We start from the raw sequence: 26,886 nt of genomic DNA, 5'->3' as shown, positions 1-26,886 counted from the left end.
CTGCTTTCAATATTTTGCCTATATATAGTAACGTTGTTAAGTATCTTTGATTTAAAGTTGAATTTTAGTCTAGTCCTAGCTCCTTTTTATTAATCATTTTCTCTGTAATTTGTTTAAGTTCTTTTTCGCTTATCTCTAAATGACCATACGAAAAAGATAACCTCGTATTTAGTGTTTTTAATAAATGATAATAAAGGTAAAGTAATACATATCAGCATATTAGAAAAAATAGTCTCTCTTTTATGAATCTTTGTTGCTTCTAGATCGTATAAAGATGTAAAGATACTAAACAATAGAAGAGGGATGCGGAGATGGAGAACAGAGAATGTCTAAAATGCGGCAGCACTGAAGAGGGTACAGATTATATGCCGATCAAAAACAGCAAAATGTCTATGAGCGGCGGAAATAAAATCTATACATTTTGTTTAGAATGCGGCGAGGTTGATTCGATTCGAATTGAAAATACAGAGATTTTTAGAAAGAAATAGATCATGTACATATTGAGTTCCTCCAAACGGAAGGGCTCTTTTTTTAGGGAAAAGCCTAATAATAACGGAGCAACTGTATAGTTAATTTGGGAAAGAAGATGATTATTTAATTAATCTAATTTTTTTATAAAAGAATACTGTAAAGTGAAAAATGAAACCCTTTCACAAATCAAACGTATTTTAAATAAATGCCATTATAAATGATTTATGAATTTTTTTGATAGGAGGGAAGCGAGAATGTTCAATACGGGAAAAAGACCAAAAATAAAATTACCGAAAACAAAGAGTGAATGGTTCTGGGATATTATTGGATATACTGTCTTCTTAGGTTCGATCATCTTTTTAATTTATCATTGGAAGGATATTCCAGACAGGGTCCCGGCACATTATAACGCGGTTGGGGAAGTGGATCGCTGGGGTTCAAAAATGGAACTGTTGATTTTACCGGCAATTGGTGTGTTTATGGGCGTAATGATGCAGGTACTTGAAAAGTTTCCAGAGGTTCATAATTATCCTGAAAGATTAAACGAGAACAATGCAAAAGCATTCTATCTAGTCAGCCGAAAACTTTTGAATCAAATCAAAAACATTTGTTTGATGATTTTTGCTTTTATTTTATTTGAATCCGCATCTATTGCACTAGAGAAAAGAGATGGATTTGGAGTTTGGTTTTTGCCGGTCGTACTAGTGAGTACAATGATTCCGATTGTGATCGGATTTGTAAAGCAAAGTAAAATTAAATAGACCTTCATTAAAATCCGCTTCCTAAAACTAGTAAATTGTGTTATTTATAGGATAATAGCATTGATTTTATAGGGAGTAGGAGACGGAAAAAATTGAGAGAGATTGAGTGTTATACATTTGAAAACGAAATTGAAGCTGATATTCAGTTAGTATTTGAATGCCTAAACAAAGATAAACATGTACTAAAATGGAATACACAAATAATAGAAAATATATACGAAGGCAGTGAAAGTGATTTAAAAGAAGGTTCTACGTTCATAACGAGACAAAAAATAGAAAAAAAGATTTATGAATTAAATGGTATCTACTCAAAGTATAACCCGCCATATCATGCTGTTGTTGAAACTGAAACAAAAGAAGGTGTTAGCAGGACAGAATACACCTTAAAAGAATTTTCTGAAGGAACATTATTCACTGTAAGAGTTACCTTAGTTCCATCTAATTGGTTTTATAAAGCAGCAACAAATTTGATGAAATGGTCTTTTAAGTTTATTTATGATGACCAATTTAAGCGTTTTATTGAATATGTTTACGACGTTCAATATGAAAGAGACGTAAGAGGTTAAAGTATGCAAAAAGACGAACGCTACTGAATAGAGCGTTTGTCTTTTTTGCATTATTTTTTAAATATTCCGTTCCTTGCTTTCCATCAGTTTATTATAATCTTCGAAGTATACTTTCTCTGCACTCGAAGCCCGGCCTGCTGTATTCATCACGCGATGCCAGAGCGGGTAGAGCGGTTCAAGTGCTGTTACGTCATTGATTTGTCTAAAATCATCATCACTTAGCTTAACATTATATGATGCAATGTTTTCATGCAGCTGTTCCTTATTTCTTGCAGCAATCACAACTGAATCGACATGTGGGCGATCGCGCAGCCAAGCCAGAACAACTTGCGGCACGGTAGCGTTGTGTTTGGATGCTACATCCTGCAGGACATCGACCAGATCGTAAAATAAATCCAGATCTTTAATATACGGTTCCTGCCAGCCTTCCCCTTGCCGTGTTCCAGGTTCGGCTTTCTTATTTCTCGTAATTTTACCGGTAAGAAGACCGGAGCCAAGCGGAGACCAGATGCTGTTTGCCATGCCGAGTTCTTTGCCTGCCGGCAGTAGTTCATATTCTGCTTCACGTGCCTCAGGTGTATAATAGATTTGCTGTGAAATTGGCGGAATCAATTTGTTTTCGACTGCCATTGTATGTGTTTTCGCAAGGGCCCAGCCGCTGTAATTAGACACTCCCCAATAGCGGATTTTTCCTTTTTTAATCAGATCATTCATCACTTGGATCGTCTCAGAGACGGGTACTTGTCCATCCCAGAAATGAACATAGTATAAATCAATGAAGTCTGTACCGAGCCGTTTTAAGGAAGCATCAATGGACGCCTCGATTTGGCTTCGGGTTGCACCAATATCATTTGGCTGATCGTTTATCTGAAAACCTGTTTTACTGCTGATGACCAACTTATGGCGCTTATCCTTAATGGCTTTGCCTAAGACAATCTCTGAATCACCTTTTGCATAAAGGTTGGCCGTATCAAAATGATTAATCCCTTGATCTAATGCATAATCGACCATATAATTGGCTGTTTCCTGATCCATGTCAGCTGCCTTTTCAAATCCATTTGTCCCGCTAAAAGGGATCGTTCCTAAAGCATATTTTGAAACTCTTAAACCTGAATGACCGAATAGATTATAATCCATCACCATTCCTCCTTTTTTATAATGGATTGCGGTGTCAATTGGACTATACCCTGGAAAAAGAGCGGCTAAAACGGCTTAATTTGCAGCAGGGATCACTGGAATGATGACAGCGGTACAAGGAAATACATTCATGTACAAAAAAGAATGACTATATAATGATCATCTCTGCCTAATAATTTTTAATTGAAGCGGCAATAAGAAAGCAAAAGTAATGATATAAAAAATTAGTGATACGTATTTGAACCAATGATTAGTATCCATATAACCAGAGAATTCCATTCCTAATTCGATTAAAAAGGATATAGCAGAGAACAATATGACGAATATCCACTTGTTCCTGCTGTCTAAATAACATAAAAATATACACGCCAGGGAAGGAGGAATAAAGGTATAAGATAAAATGTCTCCTAACCCTGGTTTGTCAGGAGCACCTAAATCAATCAGATCGAAAACTCTTAAAACAATTCCGTCCGATAACCATGTTACAAACGCAACAATACAAAAAATGATATATATTTCGACAATATTTATTTTCTTTTTAGGGATAAAGCAAAGTGTTAAGAAAAGAGCAATGCTCACAATGATCGGAAACCATAACCCCTTTGCTCCTAGATCGAGATTATCTAAGGCTGTAGAAAACATTCTGATTCTCCTTTTTCTGTTCTAGCCATAGTTTGAGCATTTTGTGGGAAAAAATGCAAAGGAGAATATGAATAATTAGTTTGGCGTTGGAGTGACAAAGAAAGAAGATGTACATACTTCTATAGAGTGAGGGAAGCTTTTTAAGTGAAAAGTTAATGAGTTGCGAGGAATCTTTTTCAGTTTGATGTTAAAATTAATGGTAAGATAGAAAGACCAAGTCTAAAAGCGAGTAGGTGAACACATGATTGAAATTAAAACATCTTCACTTAGTGATGGAGAATTTAATAGAGGGGTATTTGCTACACGTGACATTCAAAAAGGAGAGCTTTTACATGAAGCACCCGTCATTGCTTATCCCAACGACCAGCATCAGCATATCGAGAAAACATTGCTCGCTGATTATGCATTCGAGTATGGTAAAAACCATTCAGCGATCCTTCTAGGCTACGGAATGCTTTTTAACCATTCTTATGAACCGAATACAGATTATGAAATTAATTTTAGTAATCATACATTTGATTTCTATGCTTTCACAAACATAAAAAAAGGCGAAGAGCTTCTAATCAACTATAATGGCGATGTGGATGACAATGATCCATTGTGGTTTAATCAGGACTAACAGAATAGGAAAATGAATAAAACATTGCCTTTAAGCAATGTTCCAATCTCCGAGCGAGGAGAAATACTCACGCGAAACAGAGTCAGCAAAATTCTGCTGACTCCTTTTCGGGTTTGGTTATTAAATCTCAATAATGATAGGTAGAATCATTGGCTTCCTCTTCGTTTCGGCATATAAATATTGCCCTATTGATTTTCTTAAACTCTGCTTAATTGCACTCCATTGCTGTCTGTTTCCCTTTCGCAGATCGGTAACAGTGTTTGTAACAAGGCGACTGATATCTTTTAGAAGGTCATCGGAATCTCTATTGTACACAAATCCTCGTGAAATAATGTCCGGTTTTGAAATGAGTTTTCCTTCTCTTCTGCTCATTGTTAATACAATGACGAGCATTCCATCCTCAGAAAGCTGTTTGCGGTCTCTTAACACAATGTCTCCCACATCACCAACACCAATTCCATCGACGAAGGTATTGCCTGCTGGAATTTGCCGGGTCTGGCGGGCAGTTGCGTTTTCTATATCTATCACATCACCGTTATTTAAAATAAATGTGTTCCCAGGATCCACTCCAACCGATTCAGCTAATAATTGATGATGATGCAGCATTCTATATTCACCGTGAATCGGAATAAGATACTTTGGCTTCATCAGTGTAAGCATCAGCTTTAAATCTTCTTGATAGCCATGACCGGAAACATGCATGCCGGATGTGCTGCCTGATCCGTATATGACATTGGCCCCGAGTGCAAAAAAGTTGTCAACGATCCGCGTTACATTCCGTTCATTTCCAGGGATTGGTCCGGCAGCAAAAATAACGGTATCACCTTGCAGTATTTCAACACCGCGAAAGTTTCCAGTAGACAGCCGAGCAAGGGCTGCTAACGGTTCACCTTGACTTCCTGTGCATAAAATCGCCACTTTCTCAGGTGGCATTTCATGAATTTTCTGCTGGTCAATAAACATGTCTTCAGGAGCGGTTAAATAACCGCGTTCTAAAGCGATATCGACGACATTGATCATACTGCGCCCAAGCAGCGCAATCTTTCGATTCGTTTTTTGGGCAGCGTCCACCACTTGCTGGACCCGGTTAATATTTGAAGCAAACGTAGAAAGGATGACTTTACGTTCTGCTTTCACAAAAGCATCCTCGACATGTTTGGCTACCATTTGCTCGGAAGGTGTTAAGCCAGGCCGCTCTGCATTTGTGCTTTCAGATAATAGCAGATGGACACCTTCCCGGCCAATTTCAGCCATCTTATGAATATCCGAATGCTCGTTATTTGCAGGAGTTAAATCAAACTTGAAATCACCAGTATGTACGATTTTGCCTTCAGGTGTGTTAAAGACAATTCCTAGACAATCTGGAATACTATGATTTACTTTGAAGAAGCTAATACCTATTTGATCAAATTGTATGTTTGAATTCGAGTCAATTTCGATCATTTCTGTGTCCCCAAGAAGCTTATGCTCTGTTAATTTTAATTCTATTAATCCGAGCGTGAACCTTGTGGAATAGACGGGCACATTTATGTTTTTTAAGAAGTAGGGAATACCTCCAATATGATCTTCATGCCCATGTGTGACAATTAATGCTTTTACCTTTTCTTTATTTTCAAGCAGGTAAGTAATATCGGGGATAATCAAATCAATCCCTAATAAACTTTCATCAGGAAACTTATTGCCGCAATCAATAATAAAGATTTGGTCTGAGCACTCAATTGCATACATGTTTTTCCCGACTTCATTAAGCCCTCCTAAGGCAAAGATTGATACTCCGTTTATTTTTGCACTCAAATTAGTTCCTCCCAGTTTTAACGTTTATTTGTTAATATTTCCTATTGGGACTTCTTTTATTAGAGAAGTAACGGAAAATAAACTACATTAAAAAACTGGAAGTTAGTGATAGAGTCTTAATGAACCGTATCGTTTCTACTATCAATATATAATGTGCCATCATTTTGTATCTCGGCATAAAAGACATCTGAAACTGAAGTTATTCCATTTTTTCGTAATTGCTGATCCAGCCAATCCTCTGTAAGGTTCAACTTAGAAAGGTTCTCGATATTAACCTTACCATCTGATATGACACCTGTTGAAATAGGATAAAGCTTATTAGGATCGCTTTGGATGCTTAAATCACTTTTGGTTATAAATTGCTTATTTTCTTTTTTCATAACAGAAAGTTCACCATTATTTTCTAATATTGCATAATTAACATCAGTCAAAGAGAAAACATTTTTTTGCCTAAGCATTGCATTCAGTGCATCAATATCTAATCGTACCTTTCGAAGAACTTTTTCCATAATCTGACCATCTTTAATAACGATTAAGGGTTCACCTTCTAGAGCAATACGTGTTTTTTTAGATTTGATATCTAATAAGTCCATGATAATGGTTATAATACCCCATCCAACCAAAGCGAGCACTCCGTTTCGAATACTTAAATTTTGGCTCACTGCCAGGTTGGCACCAATTGAGCCTATTGCGATTGCAGATACAAAATTAAAAAATGTCATTTGACTAATTTCTTTCCTGCCCATGATCCTCGTCATAACTAGCATAGTTAGGAAAGAAAGCAATATCCTGAGTGCTAATTCTAAAATTGACATAAAAAACCTCCTTTTTGTTAGTTTGTCAAAAGATCTAAAAAACATTAAAAGAATGTATTCGGCACATATAATGCTACAAAGTATCAAAGTGATGACCATGTGCGACACCCGTGATGCTCCTTTTTCAGTTTTTAAATTCTAAAGCTGATAGTGGGAAAGCAAGCTGAATATCGAAGGGGCTTAGTCAGCAGTGAAAATATGGTTAGCTGAGATGATAAACGTGGTACAACAAAAATAGAGGGTGTATCAATTGGGGAGGATACTAAAAATAAAAGGGAAAAGGCTAGTAAGAACTAGCCTTGAAAGAGGAATGCAAAGCATCTTTTACAACAGGGTAATATTGCTTTCCTGGCATTCTTTTATAATCTGATCATTCCAAACAGAAGCCTGGACTTCACCGATATGGACCTTCTTTAAGAGAAACATGCACAATCTGGACTGTCCTATGCCGCCGCCAATTGTATAAGGAAGTTTTCCATCTAAAAGTGATTTATGATATTGAAGCACTGCACGGTCTTCATTATTTGCAATCTTTAATTGTTTTAACAGAGAATGTTCATCTACTCGGATGCCCATAGAAGAAAGTTCAAATGCTCTTTCTAATACTGGATTCCAAACATTAATATCGCCATTTAATGTCCAATCATCATAATCTGGTGAACGACCATCGTGTTTTTCACCCGAGGCTAGCACATCACCAATTTGCATAATAAAAACAGCTCCATGTTCCTTTGTAATAGCATCTTCCCGTTCCTTTGGATTGAGCTGAGGAAACATGATTTCAAGTTCCTGGGCAGAAATAAAATAAATGTCATTTGGTAACACAGGCTCTAATTCAGAATGAAATTCGTACATATATTCCTCAGTCATTTTAATAGCCTCATAAATTTTCTTTACTTCCGATTTTAAGGTGTCCAAATTGCGCTGTTCTTTGGAAATGACTTTCTCCCAGTCCCACTGATCAACGTACATAGAGTGAAGGTTATCTAAAACCTCATCTCTTCGTATAGCATTCATATTCGTGTAAAGTCCTTCGCCAATGGTAAATCCATACCTGCCAAGAGCCATTCTTTTCCACTTTGCTAAAGATTGAACAACTTCAATTTGTTTATGCTTAATATCTAAAGCATCAAAGGAAACAATCCGTTCTTCTCCGTTTAAATTATCATTTATTCCGTTGCCTTCACTTAACACTAAAGGTGTGGATACCTTTATTAGGTTTAAAGCTTCCGAAAGTTTATTCTCAAAGCAGTTTTTGACCTCATTAATGGCAATTTCAGTATGCATTAAATTAAGTTTAGAACGATATCCACCTTTTTGAACTCCCAATGTCTTAGTCACATAATCTCCCCCAGAAAATGATTAGCGTCCACATTAATTCTTAATGTCTAATACGCCATATGTTTCTAATTTTTAATGTATTAATACAAAGAAGCACTAATGCAAATAACTAAATTACATTATGAACTAAGAATTAAAATTGTGACAAAAGACCATTTAATAAAAATGCTGCAGCATTCGATATAAAGGTATTAAAATATAGAAGAGAAATCATATAATATGGCTACTGAAACCCTCATTGTTTTATGGGGGGAGATGCTATAAAAATTGGAAATCGTCCGAGTAGTAAGACGTTTTCATCATGAGGTGCAAAAATGAGATTTACTTGTCCATGCTGCGGGTATAAAACACTATATGAAGAACCGCCAGGAACGTTTACTATATGTGAAATTTGCTATTGGGAAGATGATCACATTCAATTTGAAGATCCAGACTATGAAGGAGGAGCGAACATAGTATCCTTAAGGCAAGGTCAACGAAATTTTATAAAATTTGGAGCGAGTGACTGTGACTACTTAAAGTCAGTTAGAGTCCCAAATGGTTCAGAATTAAAAGATCCAGCTTGGAAAAAACCATAATGTAAAAAGTGGTGCGGATGTCTATTTCGAATCTCATTCGGTAATCTCGTCTCAAATTTGAAGGAATGGGGAGAGTTTAAGCTGATTTTTGGCTTCATATGATGTAACCATGATATTCTAAGAAATATCATAATGATAGATTGACATATCCCTTTAATGACAGATTAAACGGGAAAATCTTCAGTTGACATAAGGGAGGTTAAATGACATGCAAAGGTTCTTGTTTGAATATGAAATTATCTCAAGCGGTATTTCCAGGGAGCATAGCATAGTAGCAAAGGATGAAGCTGATGCAAAAAATGTAGCAGTGGAGCGAATTGCAGATATAGAATTTACTGATGTAGAGGATATAAAATTAGGAAGATTACTAAAAGCTATTGAACTAAAAGACACTTATTATGAGTGTGAAGGTTGTACTTGATCTGATTTTCTGTGCTTATTTAGCAGAAAAAGCAGTTAATAATGCACACAAAAAAGAGGAGAAAATAGCGTGTCCAAACGCATTCTCCTCTTTTTTATTTGAAATTCTTGACTGTTGATCGCACTGCTGACCGACCAAATGGATCAATTGTTTCTAACTGAATACACGATCACTTAAACATAAAAAACTAAGGAATGATTTTGCCCTAAATTATGGAGGGAAAATCATAAAAAAAAACTTTGGAATTTAAACGAAAGTATCTTTCGTTTGCGGGTATAATTTTTCAACAGCTTTTTGAAAGGAATAGTTCAACAATGCTGCAGCAAAGATGACTAAGAAAAACACAAAGGATTTCACTTTAATATGATAAATCTTAAACTTTTTTAACAAAGCCACTAAAGGATAAGCATAGATGAAATCTGCAATTATGTTAATCAATGCGTATAAAAGAAATTTTCCTTTTGATAAGTAAAAAACCCATACAGTCATAACTAAGTAAGGTCCAAATAAAACTAAGAAAGCAGTATGTGTCACATTTCTTCGCCCGCCTTTTACTTTCCACAATTTGTGATTCGTAAAATAAAAAATGATACACATTAAATTTAAAGAAGAAAACAAGGCAACTGGAAGGTATTTAATTAATATTCTTTTTTTATGAGGGAAAAAGATGACCGAAAACCACGAAATTAAAAATAGAGAAATTTTTATTAAAAGCTGTGACATTTTATCATTCCTTTTAGTTTTTATTTAGTCTGCAGTAGTTCTCAAATTCTATTCTTAATTAAAAGGCACCTGCAAAAGTAATTTGCAGGTGCCTTTATTATTTTTCTTCCGAAATTAGTTTGGTCATTTATTCAAATTCACTTTTCCGCTCTCTGAAAAAATCGTAGAAATACCTTACATTTTCAAGTTCCGTCCAACTATCGGTTCTTAAAAGGGGAGCGTCGAGATTATATATTTTAGTATCTAGTGTTCCCAGCATAAAAGGCGAATGTGTTGCTATAATAAACTGGCAGTTAAAAAATCTAGCCAGTTTATTGATTTCCTCAGCTAACAGAATTTGATTTGTAGGCGAAAGAGATGTTTCAGGTTCATCGAGCAGAAATAATCCATCAGGTGCAAGATATTCATCAAATATTTGCATGGATGTTTCACCATTAGAATACTTCTCATTAGCAAACTTCCTAATCTCGATTTCTTTGTACATTTTTGAAGAGTCTTTCAGCATTTCCAAGTTTTCCTTTGTATATCCCAATTTAGAATGCTGGTACAGGTAGCCTTCCTTAAGAACTGCTTCCTGCTGAATCTTCTTAATCTCATATAAAATATCTTCACTTTTGATGTACTGGCTATTAGCCGGTATTTGATCGGACTCTCCGTCACTCATCATTTCACCTAGACTGTACGAACATTCCATCATATAATCTGTCGGATATGTATTATACCCATTATTCGTAAGCTCTTCAGCTCCAGAAATATTCAGCTTGTTTGCCATTAAATTTAAGAGTGTCGACTTACCAGAACCGTTATTGCCATACAATACTGTAATATTTTTAAAGACAAACACCTCTCCAGTTATTTTCCTAAACACATTGTATGGATAGGCATTGGGATTCCTGGCTGTATGAGGGGAAAGTTTAAAGCTTTTTAAATAGATCATATGGGGAAACCTTCCTTTGGTAAAATGAAAAGCTATCATTATTTTACCACATTTGCCCAAATATAGAGTGAAGGGTAAATGTAAGCTTGAACTTAAGTTCAGGATTACTTAGTTTATGAGGTATAATAAAGAAGAAATTCACATCTATCACTATATACATCAAGTAAAAGAGGTTGATATAAATGATTTGGTATTTAATTGCAATCATACTTGCCTGAATCCTAAAATTTGCAACAAATCCTCCGAGTGCTATTGTTGCATGGGTACTAAGGAAATTCGAGCTTCAGCCAAAGCTTAGTCCAAAAGATGTTAATGTCACATATAATGGTAAGTTATTAGAAGAGAGAGAGAAACTAGAATTTATTGATGGTTTTAATAAAGCTACTTTTTTAAATAAGTATTTTTTTATTACGGGCACTGAAAAAGTATTATTACATTCAGAGACTAATATTACACCGTTTGTTATTCAGACTAAAAGAGGAAAAGATGAATTAAAGTTTAATCTTTATTGTTACAATGAGCACATTGATGTAGTGAAGCAATACAAAAAGAAAGTGATTCCATACCGGGTTAGTTCCAATAACTTGCAAACATTTTCAATACAGAATAATGACTATAAAAATATATTATGAAAATAAAGGTAAATCACCTTACTAACTGCCTTTGTTTAGAAGACAGCTATTTGCCTAATAAATAAAGACCCAAAAAGGGTCTTTATTTTTATAACTATTTAAATTCATTATGCTTTTATCTGACGTAAAATATCGTTCACGTCAACATGTGATCTTTTCTCAATAATTTTGCCGTCTTCAATTCGCAGTTTCATCATAAGTGAGAATCGAACAGCCTTCCCGCTGGCAGGAACATTTAAAAACGGGATACCTGTGTGAGTTCCTTCAAAAATCAGATATACGGCTACTTGATCATCTTCAGCAATTATCGATTGAATGGGCATTTTAAAGCCTGGGAATGCATCAAAGTTTTTCTTTTCAGATTCTACCAAACCTTCTAAACCAGGAAAAGGTGTATCTATCTGTGGATAAAACACAAATTTTTCATGGCAAAACTCTTTTAATGCATCATAATTTTCTAGTTCAATATTTTCATAAAATCGGCGAACTAGTGCTTTATTTGCTTCAACTGACATATTGATCCTTCTTTCATGGAAGTCTTAGTAACTTCTACAATTAGAATGAATAAGCATCTCCATCATTTGGAACAAGAACATTTTCTGTTAGTCCTTTTTCATTTAAGAAGCTCTTTAAGTCTTCTCTGGATAGTCCCCAGTGGTTTACAGCTTCCATGTGGACAGCAACTACTTTTGCATTTGGAGCAGCTTGGCATACTTCATATACATCGTCTTTGCCCATTACTAAAGAACCGCCTTGGAAGAACTGGTTATCGCCAGCATTAACAACAATCACTTCTGGTTTGTGTGTATCAATAACTTCTTGAACCGCATCATACCATACAGTGTCTCCAGCAACATATAAAGTTTTCTCAGAAGAGTGTTTGAACACAACTCCGCATACAAGACCAGCAAGCTTAAGGATTTCACCGCGTCCATGTTCACCTTTTGTTTTAACCAATTGGATGCCTTCGAACACAGTATCTTCTGTTAGAACCTCAATATTTGTAAAGCCATCTTTGCCGATTTCTGCAGCGTCATCTTCATTTTGAGCAAATAGTTTAATATCTTTTGGCAGTGCATTCTTTGCTGCATCATCCCAGTGGTCATAGTGCAGATGAGTAACGATCACTGCATCGATGTTCTCAATAATGCTTTCAATAGATGTAGGCAAGCTGATTAATGGGTTATTTTGATCTTGTCTTGGTGAATTTGGGAATGGAGGAATTGTACCTTTATCCGCTAACATTGGATCTACTAAGAATTTCTTTCCCGCGTATTCAACTACAAGGGTTGCGTTACGAATGTGTTTTATATTCATTTTATTATCTCCTTTTGTATTAGTTTCATTTCAACAACATTTATTCTATACTATGGGTTAGAATCGATACATGGATTAAATAAAGTCTTTTGCTTGTTTGACTTTAATAATGAAAGGAATTAGACAGATGTTAGATAATACAGATCGACTAATCCTAGATGAACTTTGTAAGAACAGTCGGATAACAATGAAGGATCTGGGTGAGAAAGTTCATTTGACCGGACCCGCCACCTCTTCTCGAGTGGCAAAATTAGAGGATAGAGGAATCATTGAAGGTTACACCATTAAAATAAATCAAGATAAGTTAGGTTATCCTGTCCATACCATGATAAGTATTATTACAAATAGCCCGTTCCATGACCCTTATCTTACATATTTAGATACACAAAAAGAATTTGTTATCCATAATTATAAGATTAGCGGTGACAGCTGTTATCTTTTAGAATGCAGATTTCCTTCTACTGAAGTATTGGATGAATTTTTGGTGGGTTTGAATAAACATGTGAACTATAAATTATCCATCATTATAAATAAATAATGGACCGTAAAGGAGTCGTTTTACGGTCGATCTCTAAAAAAATGGGGGAAGAACTTGGAGATACAACTGCAAAACACACTATACATTGATGAATTTCAATCCGTTTTGTTTGCTGCAATCTTTAAGGTCCCCTCTGTTAAAACAATGCAGCATGGTCACACTGCAAACGTCTGTTTTAAAAACCATTTCATCACAATGAATTTTACGCTTTCTGCATTCTTCACAAATTTCTTTAGATAAAGCATAAGTTTGTGAGGTCGCTTTATGAGCATAATCTGAGCGAATTTCACACTGTATGATGTCCTTCTCCTTCATCATACTTAATACCCATTCTTCAATACCCTACTTGGCCATATGGTAATCTCCTTCCAGTCAGCTCCTCTTGGTGAAAATCTCATTTTTCAGTGAAGTTAAAAAACAAAATTTGCGGGTATTTTATTGTAATAGAAGGTAAGAACCCAACAATTGTGTTTAATAATGCTAAATTGAAGTATTCATTTAATGAATTATTTTTGCTCTTTACATAGGGTGGGGGGGTATGGTATATTGTTGGTGTAGAAGTTACAGCAAAACTTCTAATCATCATTCTCATTTCGAACCATGCATCGCGAAGCTGGACGGAAACCTTATAAAAAAAATGAGGCGTTATCAAAATGGAAAATGCAACTTTAAAAGTAAATGGAATGTCTTGCGGTCACTGTGTAAAATCAATTCAAGGCAGCGTAGGAGATCTGCAGGGTGTAAATAATGTAAAGGTTCATTTAGCTGAAGGAAATGTTGATATTGAATATAACTCGTCAGAGGTTTCAGCTAGTAAAATAAAAGAAACAATAGAAGAACAAGGATATACAGTTGAATAATATTGGTTTGGAACGTGCTTGTGGCACGTTTTCAAAAACAAATATTTATACCTGTGGGTGGTATATAAGTGTGTTAATGGGAATATCTCTGCAGCTATTTTTTTAAAATCAATGCTTTATTTCTGATTCTGCAGGTATAAATGCACAGCCCAGGAAAACGCTAAACATACAAACTATAATCAGGAGGAAAATAACATGGATCATCAACATCATCATAATCATAACCATAAGACGGGCACTGGCAGTGAAGTTGTGCCAAAGGTTTCTTATGTGAACGGTGAGCTTATAATTGAGTTGAGGGATCGGCATAACCAAATTCCAAAGTTAGAGGTTTCTCATGAAAAATACATGCATCTGATTGTTGTAAGCTCAGATTTAGAACAATATCATCACTTGCATCCTCAGCAGGCAGGGGAAGGGGTATATAAAAAGGAGGTCCATTTAGCTCCCAATTCGTATAAAGCATTTGTTGATATTGCTCCAGCAGAACTTCAATATGAAGTAACTCCTATTGAATTTCATGCAGGGGAAGGGCACCATGGTCATAGTGAATCTAAGCTTGCTGCAGATACAGATTTTGTGAAGACGATCAATGGGAAAGCCGTTGAATTAACACCGCACACATTTGAAGTCAACAAAGAGATTGCTTTTCATTTTGATGTAAAGGATGAGAAACCAGAAGCGTATTTAGGTGCATTAGGTCATGTGGTCATTTTAGACGAAGCAGGAGAGAAGTATATCCATGTCCATCCAGCTTCAGCCGATAAAGCGGTATTTCAGACACAGTTTGATGAGCCGGGTTTATATAAGCTTTGGGCGGAATTTAAATTTGGCGGTCAAGTTCATGCATATCCATACGTAATCGAAGTGAGAAATAGCAAATAATAATAAAAAGTTATCTTTATGCCAGACTGCTTATTTTCATATAAGCAGTAGTTTTTTGGAATATATATACCCCTATACGGTATGTGGTGAGCGGAAGCAAACTTTAAATCTTATATTAGTAAATTTGAACAGGAGGAATAATCATGTCAACACATACACAATCACTTGCACAGCCAGATCCTAACCGTTGGAAGGCACTTGCTCTGCTATGTTTTGCTAATTTCTTAGTAATGATGGATTCTGCGATTATCCAAGTCGCTTTGCCGTCCATTAAAGATGCGCTAGGCTATACAGAAGCTGACTTGCAATGGGTAATGAATGCATTTCTAATCATGTTTGGCGGTCTTTTATTATTGGGAGGTAAGCTTGCCGATCTGCTGGGTCAGCGCCGCATTTTTATGTGGGGGGTAACAATTTTAACAATATCCTCCTTATTCGCTGGTTTAGCATGGAATGAGATGTCACTAAATATAGCAAGAGGGATCCAAGGTGCCGGTTCTGCTTTAATTGCACCTGCCGCTCTTTCTATTATTATGCTTTTGTTTTCAGCTAATAAGAAAGAACTGGGCAAAGCGTTAGCTTTCTGGGGACTTTCCGGCGCTGCTGGAGGTTCACTGGGAATTGTTCTTGGAGGAGTTCTTACGCAGCTGCTTAGCTGGCGCTGGACATTGCTGTTTTATGTTCCTGTCGGTATTATCGTTTTCTTACTAGCTCCTAAGCTCTTGAAAAAAGGTACACCTAAAGCGGGCCGCATCGATTATGCGGGTGCTATTTCTATTACAGCATCACTAGTGCTGCTCGTTTATGGGATCGTAACTGCTGAGCATAGCGGCTGGCAGGCAGCCTCTACTATATGGCCATTGGTCATTGGAGCTGTATTATTCATAATCTTTATCTTTATCCAGGTCTCTAGAAAAGAACCTCTCGTTCCTTTCAGGATCTTTAAAACACCTAACCTGTCTGCAGGGAATATTTCACTTGTTTTGCTATCAGCTTCATGGTTTCCGCTAATCTATTTTCTAATCCTGTATTTGCAGCAGGTGCTGAAGTTTGAACCTTTCATGGCTGCGATGGGCATGCTGCCTGCACCAATTCTTATGGCTATTTTTATGATTGTACTAGCAGAAAAGGTAATGGCGAAGTTTGGCATGAAAATCACAATGGCTGCAGGCTTTATCATCCTTGGAGTGTCCGGGCTGCTGCTTGCAGGGAATACAGTCAACGGGGATTATTGGAGTGATGTGTTTATTGCGCTGTTATTGGCTGCACTTGGTAATGCACTTGCCTATCTTCCGGCAACTACAGCGGCTGTGTCTGAGGCAAAGTCAGAGGAATCAGGACTTGCATCTGGATTATACAATACCACTTACCAAATTGGCTCTGCAGTAGGCTTAGCCATCATGGTTTCCCTTGCAGCTGCAGCTTCCTCAACAACAGGAGGAACTACTGTAGCCAGTCTTAATGAAGGCTATCAGCAAGCATTCTTTTATTTAGGAATCGTGGCATTTGCTGGTGCGCTTGTAGCATTACTATTTATTCGCTCAAGGAAGCAAACTGAGCCGAACGGTTAAGCAGATATTAAGATTATTAAAGGCAGCTGATGAGAAGATCTTCTTCTTCAGCTGTCTTTTCTTTCTTCAGAAAGTATAATATAAACAAGGTTTTTAAAAAAAATTTATTCTTGTTTACTTTTAACAAAAAAACTTTTTATCCTTTTTATGCGAAAATATACAGGTGAATTTATAAAGCTCCATTGTATGAATCATCAGGTGATGTTTCATGCAATGGAGCCGTTATTTGATCAACGAACCGGGTGGAAGAGAATATACATAGACTTTCCAGGGATGGGGAAGTCCGCGTCACAGCCATCTATTCAAAACTCGGATGATATGTTAGAAGCCACGAAATACAACAGAATGGATATGGTTTTAGTTTCTACATTTCATTTAAATTGGAATACCCCACTCTAATCATCACTGGCCTTCAGGACCATATAGTTGGATATCAGGATACATGGGAGCTGATGGAGGAATACCCAAGAGCAGCGTTTGCCGTGCTTGATATGGCTGGCCACAATCTGCAAATTGAATAACCGGACCTCTTTCATGCACTTGTTCTTAACTGGTTAAACAGACTGGAGCTGGAAAACGTTCGGATGTTATAAATTTAAAGTGACTAGTGTACTTAATGGTTACTAACATATATAGGATTTCATTTTCAAAGATTGTACAAAGTATATGAAAACAGCACTGAAAATCATAACGGAAACCTTCATTATGATTTTCAGTGCTTAAAAAAGCTCAATTCTGTATTGGTTACTATATCTATTTTACTCTTATAAATTCTCACAGATACATATTATTTCTATATTGTCCTTCACTCTCTAAGCCATTCCTCATACAACCGGTTTAATGATCATTTCACTTACATCGACATTTTCTGGCTGCTCCAGCGCATAGACAATTGCGCTGGCTATAGCCGCGGCTGGCAGAGCGATACGCCGATATTCCTTCATGACTTCTTTTGCTTCATTGTCTGTAATGCTTTCGGCTAATTCGGATTCTGTTACTCCGGGCGATACGAGAGTAACACGGATGCCTTGAGCTGCAGTCTCTAAACGTAATCCATCTGTTATCGCGCGTACAGCATATTTGGTTGCACAATAAACAGCTGCTGTTGGCGATACTTCATAGGCGCCGATGGAAGCAATATTAATGAAATGCCCAAAACCCTGTTTTTTCATAACAGGAAGACCTGCAGCTATGCCATGGAGTACACCACGAATATTCACATCAATCATACGATTCCACTCTTCGATCTTCAATGCTTCCAGCGGTGAGAGCGGCATCACACCAGCATTATTAATAACCGCATCCACTCGTCCATAACGATTTTTGGCTAGTTCAATCAATGCCTGCATCTGTTCTAAATCTGTAACGTCTAGAAGCTGAACAGCTACAGAACCGCCATCAGCACGAATATCTGATGCCAATGCTTCTAGTCTATCCACGCGCCTTGCTCCAATCACAAGATGAACACCTTGATTTGCGAGCATTCGTGCAGCATTTTCACCAATTCCGCTGCTAGCACCAGTTATTACAACCACTTTTCCATTAAGTAAAGACATTATTCCTGGCTCCCTTCCTTCAGTTCTTCTCGATAGAGCACCATACCGGCATGATACAAAACGCCGTTGATAAAATCACCGTCCGCAGTGAAGCCTGTATCATCGATATAATCGATATGATTGCCTGTGACTGTATATCCGCCTTGATAGGCGCTTTTGCGGTTACCGCGGGCTTCGTCATATCTCCCATTTGGAAGCAATTCATGCCGAATAAACCCGTCCGCTGTTACCCACATGCCCACATAAGGATGTGAATTCATATTTTCTTTTTTCATTTCTCCATCTCCTTTTAGGTTTACAAGAGGGCTTGCAGTCCAATCTTGGCAGAATTGGAATGACAGATAGGATGAACAAGAAAGCCACTAATAGAAACCTGATCAAATTCACTCCCTCCAATTGAAGTGTGTGACCATAAGTTAATTATGAACTGCAGCTAACAGAAGGAGGTAGCCGGAAGATATATAATTATTGCCTAATCCTCCAATAAGAGATAGGATGAAGAAAAAGAGTGAATGAACAGTTATTGGAAAATATGGAGGGGTTGTTCATGGACCAGGTTAAGGAATTAGCTCATTTACTGAATAGGGAAGCAGCAAGTGATGGCACACATGAGACGGCGATCCAAGGCTTGCAGATTATTCGTGCTTCACAAATCTCTGAACCTATATACTCTATTTACGAGCCTTCCCTATGTGTTGTTGCGCAGGGTTCGAAACTGGTTATGCTCGAAAAAGAGAGTTTTATATATGATTCGGCAAGCTATTTGACTGCTTCCGTTCATTTGCCGATCAAAGGGCAGGTTGTATCGGCCTCGCATGAAGAACCATATCTATGTATAAGTCTGCAGCTTGACATGAATCAGATTTTTGAAGTTATACAATCTTCAAATCAAGAAATACCAAACCGTTCTCCTGGTCTTGGTCTGGAAATTAATCGGGTGGATGATTCGCTTCTTGAAGCTGTATTGCGGCTGATTAAGCTTCTTGAAACTCCTCAGGATATACCAGTCCTAGCCTCCAATATCAAACGTGAAATTGTTTACCGTATTCTGCAAAATGACCAGAATAATTCATTGAAGCACTTTGCACTAGTAGGCAGTCAAGGCCAGAGGATCGCAGATGTGATTGGAGTTCTGAATCGGGAGTTCGCAAAGCCTATAAAGGTGGAAGAACTGGCGAAAGAAGCTAGAATGAGCTCCTCATCGTTTTACAGTCACTTCAAGGATGTTACAGGCATGAGTCCCATACAGTATCAGAAACAGCTGCGATTGCAGGAAGCACGCCGATTGCTATTAACAGAAAATATGGAAGCAGCAGAGGCTGCATTCCAAGTAGGATATGAAAGTCCGTCCCATTTCAGCAGGGAATACAGCCGCAGGTTTGGCCAGTCCCCAATCAGAGACATCCGCCAACTGAGGAAAATGCTTCAGTAAAAGAAATACATGTACAGAATAAGAAGTCTTTGACTTGAAAACCTTTAAAACGACTGCCCCTTGGGCGAAGGAATTGCTTTTGGAGAAGTGTTGATGGAAGTAACGGATGTATCCTATGTTGGAGGTCCCAATGCAGCTGTTGTGATGGAACAAAAGGATGGGTTGGTATATGGTGAGATGTGGATTCCGGTTGTTAGGAAATATAAGATTAAATGGTAATCCAGTGAGGCTCGGACATAAGAATTAAATTTAATGATATATCCGAATGGATGGGAATTAAATAATCCTAATCATTCGGATATTTATGTTTAAATCTATATATTTTAATGATCATAACCTAAATGAAACTGAAGACCCGAGTCCTGTATATTTCAATAATCAGGATGAAAAAAAGGAAAAAGAAAAAATTAACTCCTACTCATACTGTTTAATGGGATAAACATTATTTTTTTATTTCAAGCATGAAAACAATTAAAACTTAGCTGACAATCAGGCAGCTTCTTCGATTTGAAAAATGCAGCAGGTCTGTTGAATAAAAAGGTTTTAACTTAGAGGTTTATTCTAAATACGAAGTAGGTATTTGGCTAATGAAGAGAAAGATATTTATATAAGGAGTATGAAAGTTATATGAAAATTTTCCAATGAAAGGGCTTTATTTTTTTATTGTATTTTTAACATAAATAAAATATAATACAATTAACAAAACAAATTAAATAACTGGACATGTGACTGGTAATGCAGGCAGGATCCTTTAAAAGACTAGAATAATCATATTTCTTATATGATATTCTTATGTATGTCTTTTTTGGATCCTGCCTTTTTGTTTTGTTAAGAATGTAAGCGTATTATTAATTTGCTTTTAATAAAGGAGAAATTTAAATGGATTACAAAAAAACAGCAGCCGACATACTGAAGTCCGTTGGTGGAGAGAATAATGTGGTTCACTTAGGTCATTGTGCAACGAGATTGCGCTTTACACTTGCTGATGACAGCAAAGTGAATATAGATGAACTTAAAAAAGTTCAAGGAGTATTAGAGGTAGTAAACAAAGGTCAGTTCCAAGTCATAATAGGGAACAATGTTCTTGAAGTTTATGATGAATTAATAAAAATGGGTAAATTTGGACAACAGGAGAATGATAATAATAATTCTCCAAGTAAAAAGAAAAAAATTGGACCTGTTGTATTAGACTTTATTGTTAATGTATTTCAGCCGTTAGTTCCTGCAATGGCTGGTGCGGGTATCTTAAAGGCTATTTTACTTATGCTTTCAACGCTGAATCTTGTCAATGCTGAAGGGCAGACATATCTAATCTTAACTTACATTAGTGATTCTGTTTTTTACTTTTTACCCATATTAGTTGCTTTTACTGTAGCTAAAGCTTTAAAAGTTGATCATATAACTGCAGCAATGGCGGCAATGAGTATGCTTTTATTTCCTAATATGTTAACCCTAATGCAAGAAGGAGCTAGTTTCTTATCTTTTTCTATAACAAATGTTAACTATTCATCACAGATTTTTCCATCTATATTAGGTGTCATTCTTTATGCTTTTATGGAAAGACTTTTTACAAAAATTTCACCGAAGCCAATTCGTGTCTTCTTTGTACCAATGATGTCTCTGCTTGTTACAGTTCCGTTAACATTATTAGTATTAGGACCATTAGGTTTTCAACTCGGAACGGCTATGACTTCAGGAATTTTATTCATATATGCAAAAATCGGATGGATCACAGTAGGCCTTGTGGCAGCTCTTCTACCTTTTATGATTGCCACAGGCATGCATAAAGTTCTTGTTCCATATGGTATTTCATCTCTTTCTTCATCAGGAAGCGAAGGACTTGTGATTCCTGCTTTATTAGCACACAATATGGCTGAGTCAGGTGCGAACCTTGCTTTATCTTTTAAAACAAAAAACAAATCATTAAAATCTATCTCATTATCTGGGGGGATATCTGCATTCTTTGGTATCACTGAACCAGCATTGTATGGTGTAACTCTGCAGAGAAAACCAATATTAATTGGAGTAATCATTTCAAGTTTAATTGGTGGTCTTAGTTTGGGAGTATTAAGCGTAGCAGCTTATGCATTAGCAAATCCTAGTATTGCCAGCATTACAATATTCGTACAGCCTGATAATCCAAAAAATATCCTTTTTGCAATTATTGGCTTGATTATCTCATTTGCAACATCTTTTCTGATTACTCTTATATCATGGAAAGATAAGGAACTTCCCGAACATACAGCAAGCAGCAAAGAGCAAGACAAGGAAAATACACCCATTAAAAGTGTAAATATTAGTGAAGAAGTGATTTTAAATCAACCAGTTCAAGGGAAAGTTATCCCACTATCAGAAGTCGATGATGCTGTGTTTTCTACAAAAATTATGGGGGATGGAATGGCTGTAATCCCATCAATAGGTGAATTATATGCTCCTGCTGACGGTGTTATTAAAATGATATTTGATACAAACCATGCGCTGGGCATGGAGTTGGAAAATGGTGCTGAGCTATTATTCCATATTGGAATAGATACAGTTCAATTAGGCGGTAAATATTTCGAAGCTCAGGTAAAGGTCGATGATGAAGTGAAAGCTGGAGATTTATTAGTGAAATTTGATATAGAAAAGATCATTGAAGAAGGTTACGATCCAACGACTGTAATTGTTGTAACGAATCAAGATCGTTATTCAGTAATCGTTCCAGAAACAGAAAATGCAGGTAAGGAAGAAATGTTAATGACTGTAGCTTCAAAATAGGCACAGGGTAGGAGGAGAACAGAGACATGTCAAAAGGATTTCCAAGAAATTTTTTATGGGGTGGTGCAACTGCCGCCAATCAAGTTGAAGGTGCTTATCTTAGTGGTGGGAAAGGATTAAGTACGGCTGATGTCATGACAACTGGTGTGCATGGAGTGCCAAGAGAAGTCACAAATGGTGTAATCGAAGGAACATACTATCCTAGTCACAATGCCATTGATCATTACCATCGTTTTCAGGAAGATATCGCATTGTTTGCTGAAATGGGTTTTAAATGCTATCGGTTATCAATCAACTGGTCACGTATTTTTCCAAATGGAGATGAGGAATTACCAAATGAAGAAGGATTAAAATTCTATGATGAGGTTTTTGATACGTGCCAGCAATATGGAATTGAGCCTTTAGTAACCATATCGCATTTTGAAACACCATTAGGTTTACTAAAGTACGGGTCATGGGAAAATCGAAAAGTTGTTGATTTTTATGTTCGCTATTGCCAAACTCTCTTTAACCGATATAAAGGCAAAGTGAAATATTGGCTTACTTTTAATGAGATTAATGTCATGTCAACGAAGCCTTGGATGGCTGGTGCTATCAAGTCAAATGATGAGCAAGTAAGAATGACCGCTGCCTACCATCAATTTTTAGCAAGTGCAAAAGCTGTACATCTAGCTCATGAAATGGATCCGGATAATCAGGTTGGAATGATGTATGCTGGACATGTTGCTTACCCAAATAGCCCTGATCCGGAAGATATGCAGACAGTTAATGATTTTATGCACAAAATGCTGTTTTATTGTGATGTTCAGTGTCGCGGGTATTACCCAGCATACAAACTGAAGGAATTTGAACGCAAAGGAATCGTATTACCAATTCAAGATGGTGATCTAGAAGAATTATTAGAAGGAAAAGTCGATTTCTTATCATTTAGTTATTATGCAACTCACGTGGTTGGGAAGGAAACAAATTTAAACTTCGAAGGTTTAAATGGTGTAAAGACAGGCTATAAAAACCCTCACCTTCCAACAACTGAATGGGGATGGACCATTGATCCTATGGGCCTTCGCTATGCATTAAATCTTTTATATGACCGCTACCAAATCCCTTTAATGATTGTTGAAAATGGATTAGGCGCAGTAGATAAAGTTGAAGATGGAAGTATCCATGATCCATATCGGATTGAATATTTAAGAGAACATATTAGTGAAATAAAGAAAGCAATTGAGATTGACGGAGTTCCAGTCATGGGGTACACAATGTGGGGACCTATCGATTTAATTGCAGCAAGTACGGGGGAAATGAAAAAAAGGTACGGATTCATATATGTTGATATAGATGATGAAGGTAAAGGTACTTTTAAAAGAATTAAGAAAGATTCCTTCTATTGGTACAAAAAAGTGATTGAAACAAACGGTGAGAATTTAGAATAAATCTAAAATCATAGGCAAGTAGCTATTAGTATGATCTGAAAAATTGTGCTAATAGCTGCTTTTTCCCCGTTCTTAAGGGACCGACTATGAAATCCTTCCACTGAAAGGAGAATACCATGATAACAATAAAAAAAGTGTTGAATTCCAGTGTTGTGCTAGTAGAAGATGAACATAAGAAAGAATCGATTCTCTTTGGAAAAGGGATTGGTTATGGAAAGAAAGCTGGCAGCGTAATTTCGGATCAAGAAGTTGATCAAATGTTTATTCCGATTGAAAACCTAAAGGCAAAAGAATTTTTGGGTTTATTGGACTCTATTCCACCAGTTTTTATCGAACTGACTCAGCAAATTGTGTCTTATGCTGAAAAGAAATTGAATACCAATCTTAATACGGGTATATATTTTACCCTAATGGATCACTTGAATTTTGCGGTAGAAAGGTTTAACAAAAATATAAATATTACGAACCGTGTCTATTGGGAGATCAAAAATTATTATACTGAGGAGTTTGAAATTGGTGTATTTGCCCTTAATCTATTGAACGAAAGACTGGAACTTGAACTGCCTATAGAAGAAGCAGCGAATATCGCCTTTCATTTAATTAATGCTCAAGGAGAAAAAAAGGATTCCTCTAACAATGGAATGAGAATTGCTAAGATGATTGGAAGCATCGTTAACTTAGTCCGATATACATTTAATATTAATACAAACAATGAAAATATACATTATACGAGATTTATTACTCATGTTAAATTTTTTGTAGAACGTTTTTATGCAAATAAGATGATTGATGACAAAGATAATGTACTATTTGAACAAATAGCAACTTTGTACCCGGAAGCAATGTCAGGAGCATTTAAAATTAAAGAATATATTGAGCAAGTAAATAAAAAAACAATCCCTAACGAGGAATTAGCGTATTTAGCTGTCCATATTCATCGGTTAATTAATTATAATGAACTTTAAAAGACATTGTGCAGCGATTAGAATTTTTTTATTACTGAGGAAAGACAAAAGTATCGATCTATTAATTAATTTAAAAATCTGACTTTCTTCTAAGAAAGTTCAATAATAAATATTTCATTGAGCAGTTATACTGACCCTATGTATAAATAGTTATAGCTAAATTTATTAGGGGTGCAAATATTAGTAAGAGCCTTGCTGCATTAACTGCAGCAAGGCTCTTACTATTTTTAAATTATTATCAATTAATACACGATGGAATAGTGGAAAGGCTGAGCCGCCGATGGGTTGCCAAGGGAAAAGCCTAATCCGCCGATGGGTTGCCAAGGGAAAAGCCTAATCCCGTTGATATTGAGAGTCAAAAGCCAGATGGAACAAACATACTTGAATATAAAATCAGTTAAGGCTTCAGCACCACTTTAATACACTCATCTTCATGGTCATTAAATGTCTTATAGGCTTCACTGGCCATGTGTAATGGCAGATTATGTGTAATAATTTCCGTTGGGTCAAACTTGCCTTCCTTAATCATGTCAAAGAGCATTGGCATGTAATGAATGACAGGAGCCTGTCCCATTTTAAGGGTAATATTTCTTTCAAACAGATTGCCGAGCGGGAAGTGGTTGTACATGGAACCATATACACCCGTAACCTGCAAGGTGCCGAACTTTTTAATGGCCTTCATTCCGATTCGAATTGCACTTGTTGTACCGCCTGAAAGTTTTAATTTTTGCTCAACCACTTCCAGAGGATTCTTTTTGCCATCCATTCCGACGCAATCAATGACAACATCTGCTCCACCTTTTGTGATTTCCGCAATATATGCACCTGTGTCCTCATGGTCATCAAAGTTAATAACTTCGACTTGATTCATTTTCTTGGCATGATTTAAGCGATACGCTACATTATCCACAGCAATGACACGTTTTGCACCTTTCATCCATGCGAACTTTTGTGTCATTAAGCCGATTGGACCGCACCCTAAAACCACAACGGTATCTCCTTTTTTGACACCGCCGCTTTCAACACTCCAATACGCTGTCGGGAGCACATCCGACATAAAGAGCAGGGACTCATCTTCAAGCTCGACAGATTCAGGAATCACAAAGGGTACAAAATTACCGAATGGCACACGGAGCAATTCGGCTTGTCCGCCTTGATAGCCTCCATATCGTTCTGTAAATCCAAAATAACCGCCTGTGTCCACATGCGCATTTGTATTAGAGTTGTCACACTGACTTTCCATATCATTGGCACAATAATGACAGTGTCCACAGGAGATATTAAAAGGAAGTACAACACGATCGCCTTTTTTTACTTTCTCCACACTTGGACCCACTTCTTCAACAATTCCCATCGGTTCATGACCAATCACATAATCTTTGGATGCCGGAAGAGCTCCTTGATAAATATGAAGATCTGATCCGCAAATAGCTGTAGATGTCACTCGAATAATAAGGTCATCACTTTTTTCAATCTTTGGATTCGCTACCTCTTTAACCTGAATATCTTTTGCACCTTGGAAAGTAACAGCTTTCATATTAAAAATTCCTCCTGATGTAAGTGATTTTTAATAAAATAGAAACTTATAACACTTACTTCCCTTATTTTCGCAAGGTAATCAACTACTGAAATGATTCAAATAATTAAAGGGGAATTAATTGAAGGGCTACTTTTTATATTTGTAATAGTGATGAAGTTAGAGCAGAAGTGGGATGAACGTGGGAACCTGTCCACGAAAATACAAAAACATAGAGATTTTGTCGATAAGCGGAGAAATTCCCCTTATTTCTAAGAAAGCTCAAAAAATAGCCAAAATAGAGGGAGGGATTCCGACTATTTCCTCAAAATATGTGAAAATGACCGGTTTTACTAGACTTAACCGGAAAATCTCCGCTTATTTTCGCCAAAAAGAGCTCCAAATGGCAAATAGGCGGAAAATCTCCGCTTATTTAACTTGAAATGGATACTAATATGAATGAACCGAGGAACCTGTCCCTAAAAACTCTGACATAAGCAGTTTTGACCTCAACCAACTTAGTTACCTTCTCCTATCTTTTATAAAAACGGTCAAAAAGGTTTCTCTAGACTCACACGATTACGGCTTGTTACTATATAGTTCGATGGTTGACAGGGAGTTG

At 36.7% G+C, this 26,886-nt stretch carries 29 protein-coding genes and 1 pseudogene; 17 read left to right on the top strand and 13 right to left on the bottom strand.

From position 1 onward, the window contains the following. The first annotated feature begins 311 nt into the window (after positions 1–311). The 3 genes from B7E07_RS23825 to B7E07_RS17955 all read left to right on the top strand — a co-directional run bounded on the left by B7E07_RS23825 (position 312) and on the right by B7E07_RS17955 (position 1,798). The gene (locus B7E07_RS23825) at positions 312–488 is read left to right on the top strand and encodes a hypothetical protein (protein WP_176215241.1); all 177 of its coding nucleotides are present in this window, start codon (positions 312–314) and stop codon (positions 486–488) included. Between the two features lie 237 nt (positions 489–725). After that, positions 726–1,232, top strand: coding sequence for a DUF1648 domain-containing protein (locus tag B7E07_RS17960; RefSeq protein WP_080848230.1), 507 nt, complete (start codon positions 726–728; stop codon positions 1,230–1,232). 92 nt (positions 1,233–1,324) lie between these two features. Beyond that, positions 1,325–1,798 carry an SRPBCC domain-containing protein gene (locus tag B7E07_RS17955; protein WP_176215240.1) on the top strand — a complete coding sequence of 158 codons (474 nt, stop codon included), beginning with the start codon at positions 1,325–1,327 and terminating at the stop codon, positions 1,796–1,798. 57 nt (positions 1,799–1,855) lie between these two features. Here the strand turns inward: B7E07_RS17955 and B7E07_RS17950 are convergent, their stop codons facing one another. Further along, a complete protein-coding gene (locus B7E07_RS17950; RefSeq protein ID WP_080848223.1) occupies positions 1,856–2,935 on the bottom strand; it encodes an aldo/keto reductase in 1,080 nt (359 codons plus the stop codon). A gap of 159 nt (positions 2,936–3,094) precedes the next feature. After that, the gene (locus B7E07_RS17945) at positions 3,095–3,577 is read right to left on the bottom strand and encodes a hypothetical protein (protein WP_080848221.1); all 483 of its coding nucleotides are present in this window, start codon (positions 3,575–3,577) and stop codon (positions 3,095–3,097) included. 241 nt (positions 3,578–3,818) lie between these two features. Between B7E07_RS17945 and B7E07_RS17940 the strand changes: the two genes are divergently transcribed. After that, positions 3,819–4,196 (top strand): SET domain-containing protein, encoded by a 378-nt coding sequence (locus tag B7E07_RS17940; protein ID WP_080848218.1) that lies wholly within the window; start codon positions 3,819–3,821, stop codon positions 4,194–4,196. Between the two features lie 120 nt (positions 4,197–4,316). Here B7E07_RS17940 and B7E07_RS17935 read toward each other — a convergent pair whose 3' ends face one another. The 3 genes from B7E07_RS17935 to asnA all read right to left on the bottom strand — a co-directional run bounded on the left by B7E07_RS17935 (position 4,317) and on the right by asnA (position 8,092). Beyond that, positions 4,317–5,990 carry a ribonuclease J gene (locus B7E07_RS17935; RefSeq protein WP_080848215.1) on the bottom strand — a complete coding sequence of 558 codons (1,674 nt, stop codon included), beginning with the start codon at positions 5,988–5,990 and terminating at the stop codon, positions 4,317–4,319. A 116-nt stretch (positions 5,991–6,106) separates the two neighbouring features. Beyond that, positions 6,107–6,805: a YetF domain-containing protein gene (locus B7E07_RS17930; RefSeq protein ID WP_080848213.1), complete on the bottom strand. Its 699-nt coding sequence runs from the start codon at positions 6,803–6,805 to the stop codon at positions 6,107–6,109. 324 nt (positions 6,806–7,129) lie between these two features. Then, on the bottom strand, positions 7,130–8,092 hold the full coding sequence (gene asnA, locus B7E07_RS17925) for an aspartate--ammonia ligase (RefSeq protein ID WP_080849256.1): 963 nt from the start codon (positions 8,090–8,092) through the stop codon (positions 7,130–7,132). A 368-nt stretch (positions 8,093–8,460) separates the two neighbouring features. Here asnA and B7E07_RS17920 point away from each other — a divergent pair, with 368 nt between their 5' ends. Both B7E07_RS17920 and B7E07_RS17915 read left to right on the top strand, forming a co-directional pair. Continuing rightward, a complete protein-coding gene (locus B7E07_RS17920) occupies positions 8,461–8,724 on the top strand; it encodes a CPCC family cysteine-rich protein (RefSeq protein ID WP_080848210.1) in 264 nt (87 codons plus the stop codon). A gap of 208 nt (positions 8,725–8,932) precedes the next feature. After that, positions 8,933–9,145 (top strand): hypothetical protein, encoded by a 213-nt coding sequence (locus B7E07_RS17915; protein ID WP_080848207.1) that lies wholly within the window; start codon positions 8,933–8,935, stop codon positions 9,143–9,145. Between the two features lie 246 nt (positions 9,146–9,391). Here the strand turns inward: B7E07_RS17915 and B7E07_RS23385 are convergent, their stop codons facing one another. Both B7E07_RS23385 and B7E07_RS17905 read right to left on the bottom strand, forming a co-directional pair. Next, positions 9,392–9,709, bottom strand: a complete 318-nt coding sequence (locus B7E07_RS23385) for a hypothetical protein (RefSeq protein ID WP_218970435.1) — start codon at positions 9,707–9,709, stop codon at positions 9,392–9,394. A 286-nt stretch (positions 9,710–9,995) separates the two neighbouring features. Continuing rightward, on the bottom strand, positions 9,996–10,805 hold the full coding sequence (locus B7E07_RS17905) for an AAA family ATPase (RefSeq protein ID WP_080848201.1): 810 nt from the start codon (positions 10,803–10,805) through the stop codon (positions 9,996–9,998). A gap of 218 nt (positions 10,806–11,023) precedes the next feature. On the opposite strand from B7E07_RS17905, the gene B7E07_RS17900 reads away from it, so the two are divergent. Continuing rightward, entirely contained in the window at positions 11,024–11,437 is a 414-nt protein-coding gene (locus B7E07_RS17900; RefSeq protein WP_080848198.1) for a YfmQ family protein, read from the top strand. Between the two features lie 107 nt (positions 11,438–11,544). Here the strand turns inward: B7E07_RS17900 and B7E07_RS17895 are convergent, their stop codons facing one another. Both B7E07_RS17895 and B7E07_RS17890 read right to left on the bottom strand, forming a co-directional pair. After that, entirely contained in the window at positions 11,545–11,952 is a 408-nt protein-coding gene (locus tag B7E07_RS17895) for an ester cyclase (protein ID WP_080848195.1), read from the bottom strand. 40 nt (positions 11,953–11,992) lie between these two features. Continuing rightward, the gene (locus B7E07_RS17890; RefSeq protein WP_080848192.1) at positions 11,993–12,754 is read right to left on the bottom strand and encodes an MBL fold metallo-hydrolase; all 762 of its coding nucleotides are present in this window, start codon (positions 12,752–12,754) and stop codon (positions 11,993–11,995) included. 127 nt (positions 12,755–12,881) lie between these two features. Between B7E07_RS17890 and B7E07_RS17885 the strand changes: the two genes are divergently transcribed. Then, positions 12,882–13,292, top strand: a complete 411-nt coding sequence (locus B7E07_RS17885) for an Lrp/AsnC family transcriptional regulator (protein ID WP_080848189.1) — start codon at positions 12,882–12,884, stop codon at positions 13,290–13,292. Between the two features lie 78 nt (positions 13,293–13,370). On the opposite strand, the gene B7E07_RS17880 is transcribed toward B7E07_RS17885, so the two are convergent. Further along, positions 13,371–13,610, bottom strand: coding sequence for a hypothetical protein (locus B7E07_RS17880; RefSeq protein WP_080848186.1), 240 nt, complete (start codon positions 13,608–13,610; stop codon positions 13,371–13,373). Between the two features lie 335 nt (positions 13,611–13,945). On the opposite strand from B7E07_RS17880, the gene copZ reads away from it, so the two are divergent. The 4 genes and pseudogenes from copZ (at position 13,946) to B7E07_RS23970 (ending at position 17,201) form a co-directional block, all read left to right on the top strand. Beyond that, complete coding sequence (gene copZ, locus B7E07_RS17875) at positions 13,946–14,152, top strand: copper chaperone CopZ (protein ID WP_080848184.1); 207 nt, start codon at positions 13,946–13,948, stop codon at positions 14,150–14,152. A gap of 195 nt (positions 14,153–14,347) precedes the next feature. Beyond that, a complete protein-coding gene (locus B7E07_RS17870; RefSeq protein WP_139785657.1) occupies positions 14,348–15,037 on the top strand; it encodes a hypothetical protein in 690 nt (229 codons plus the stop codon). 143 nt (positions 15,038–15,180) lie between these two features. Beyond that, on the top strand, positions 15,181–16,608 hold the full coding sequence (locus B7E07_RS17865) for an MFS transporter (RefSeq protein ID WP_080848181.1): 1,428 nt from the start codon (positions 15,181–15,183) through the stop codon (positions 16,606–16,608). Between the two features lie 147 nt (positions 16,609–16,755). Continuing rightward, positions 16,756–17,201 (top strand): annotated as a pseudogene (locus B7E07_RS23970) (alpha/beta fold hydrolase). Between the two features lie 231 nt (positions 17,202–17,432). On the opposite strand, the gene B7E07_RS17855 reads toward B7E07_RS23970, so the two are convergent. Then, positions 17,433–18,164, bottom strand: coding sequence for an SDR family oxidoreductase (locus B7E07_RS17855; RefSeq protein ID WP_080848178.1), 732 nt, complete (start codon positions 18,162–18,164; stop codon positions 17,433–17,435). Continuing rightward, on the bottom strand, positions 18,164–18,439 hold the full coding sequence (locus tag B7E07_RS17850) for an Atu4866 domain-containing protein (RefSeq protein ID WP_080848175.1): 276 nt from the start codon (positions 18,437–18,439) through the stop codon (positions 18,164–18,166). Before B7E07_RS17850 ends, B7E07_RS17855 begins: the two co-directional genes overlap by 1 nt. 272 nt (positions 18,440–18,711) lie before the next feature. Here B7E07_RS17850 and B7E07_RS17845 point away from each other — a divergent pair, with 272 nt between their 5' ends. From B7E07_RS17845 to B7E07_RS17830, 5 genes are all read left to right on the top strand, one after another. Continuing rightward, on the top strand, positions 18,712–19,596 hold the full coding sequence (locus B7E07_RS17845; protein WP_139785656.1) for an AraC family transcriptional regulator: 885 nt from the start codon (positions 18,712–18,714) through the stop codon (positions 19,594–19,596). Between the two features lie 93 nt (positions 19,597–19,689). Then, positions 19,690–19,815 carry a hypothetical protein gene (locus tag B7E07_RS23965; RefSeq protein ID WP_306807580.1) on the top strand — a complete coding sequence of 42 codons (126 nt, stop codon included), beginning with the start codon at positions 19,690–19,692 and terminating at the stop codon, positions 19,813–19,815. Positions 19,816–20,475: 660 nt separating this feature from the next. Continuing rightward, positions 20,476–22,353 carry a beta-glucoside-specific PTS transporter subunit IIABC gene (locus tag B7E07_RS17840; RefSeq protein WP_080848172.1) on the top strand — a complete coding sequence of 626 codons (1,878 nt, stop codon included), beginning with the start codon at positions 20,476–20,478 and terminating at the stop codon, positions 22,351–22,353. Positions 22,354–22,379: 26 nt separating this feature from the next. Then, positions 22,380–23,783 carry a glycoside hydrolase family 1 protein gene (locus tag B7E07_RS17835; RefSeq protein WP_080848170.1) on the top strand — a complete coding sequence of 468 codons (1,404 nt, stop codon included), beginning with the start codon at positions 22,380–22,382 and terminating at the stop codon, positions 23,781–23,783. A 116-nt stretch (positions 23,784–23,899) separates the two neighbouring features. Continuing rightward, positions 23,900–24,748, top strand: a complete 849-nt coding sequence (locus B7E07_RS17830) for a PRD domain-containing protein (protein ID WP_080848167.1) — start codon at positions 23,900–23,902, stop codon at positions 24,746–24,748. A gap of 397 nt (positions 24,749–25,145) precedes the next feature. Here B7E07_RS17830 and B7E07_RS17825 read toward each other — a convergent pair whose 3' ends face one another. Next, complete coding sequence (locus tag B7E07_RS17825) at positions 25,146–26,285, bottom strand: zinc-dependent alcohol dehydrogenase (RefSeq protein WP_080848164.1); 1,140 nt, start codon at positions 26,283–26,285, stop codon at positions 25,146–25,148. Positions 26,286–26,886 lie beyond the last annotated feature (601 nt).

The organism is Cytobacillus gottheilii (assembly GCF_900166665.1).
In the GTDB taxonomy this organism is placed as follows: Bacteria; Bacillota; Bacilli; order Bacillales; family Cytobacillaceae; genus Cytobacillus; species Cytobacillus gottheilii_A.
This window is presented reverse-complemented; position numbering and strand designations above follow the sequence as displayed.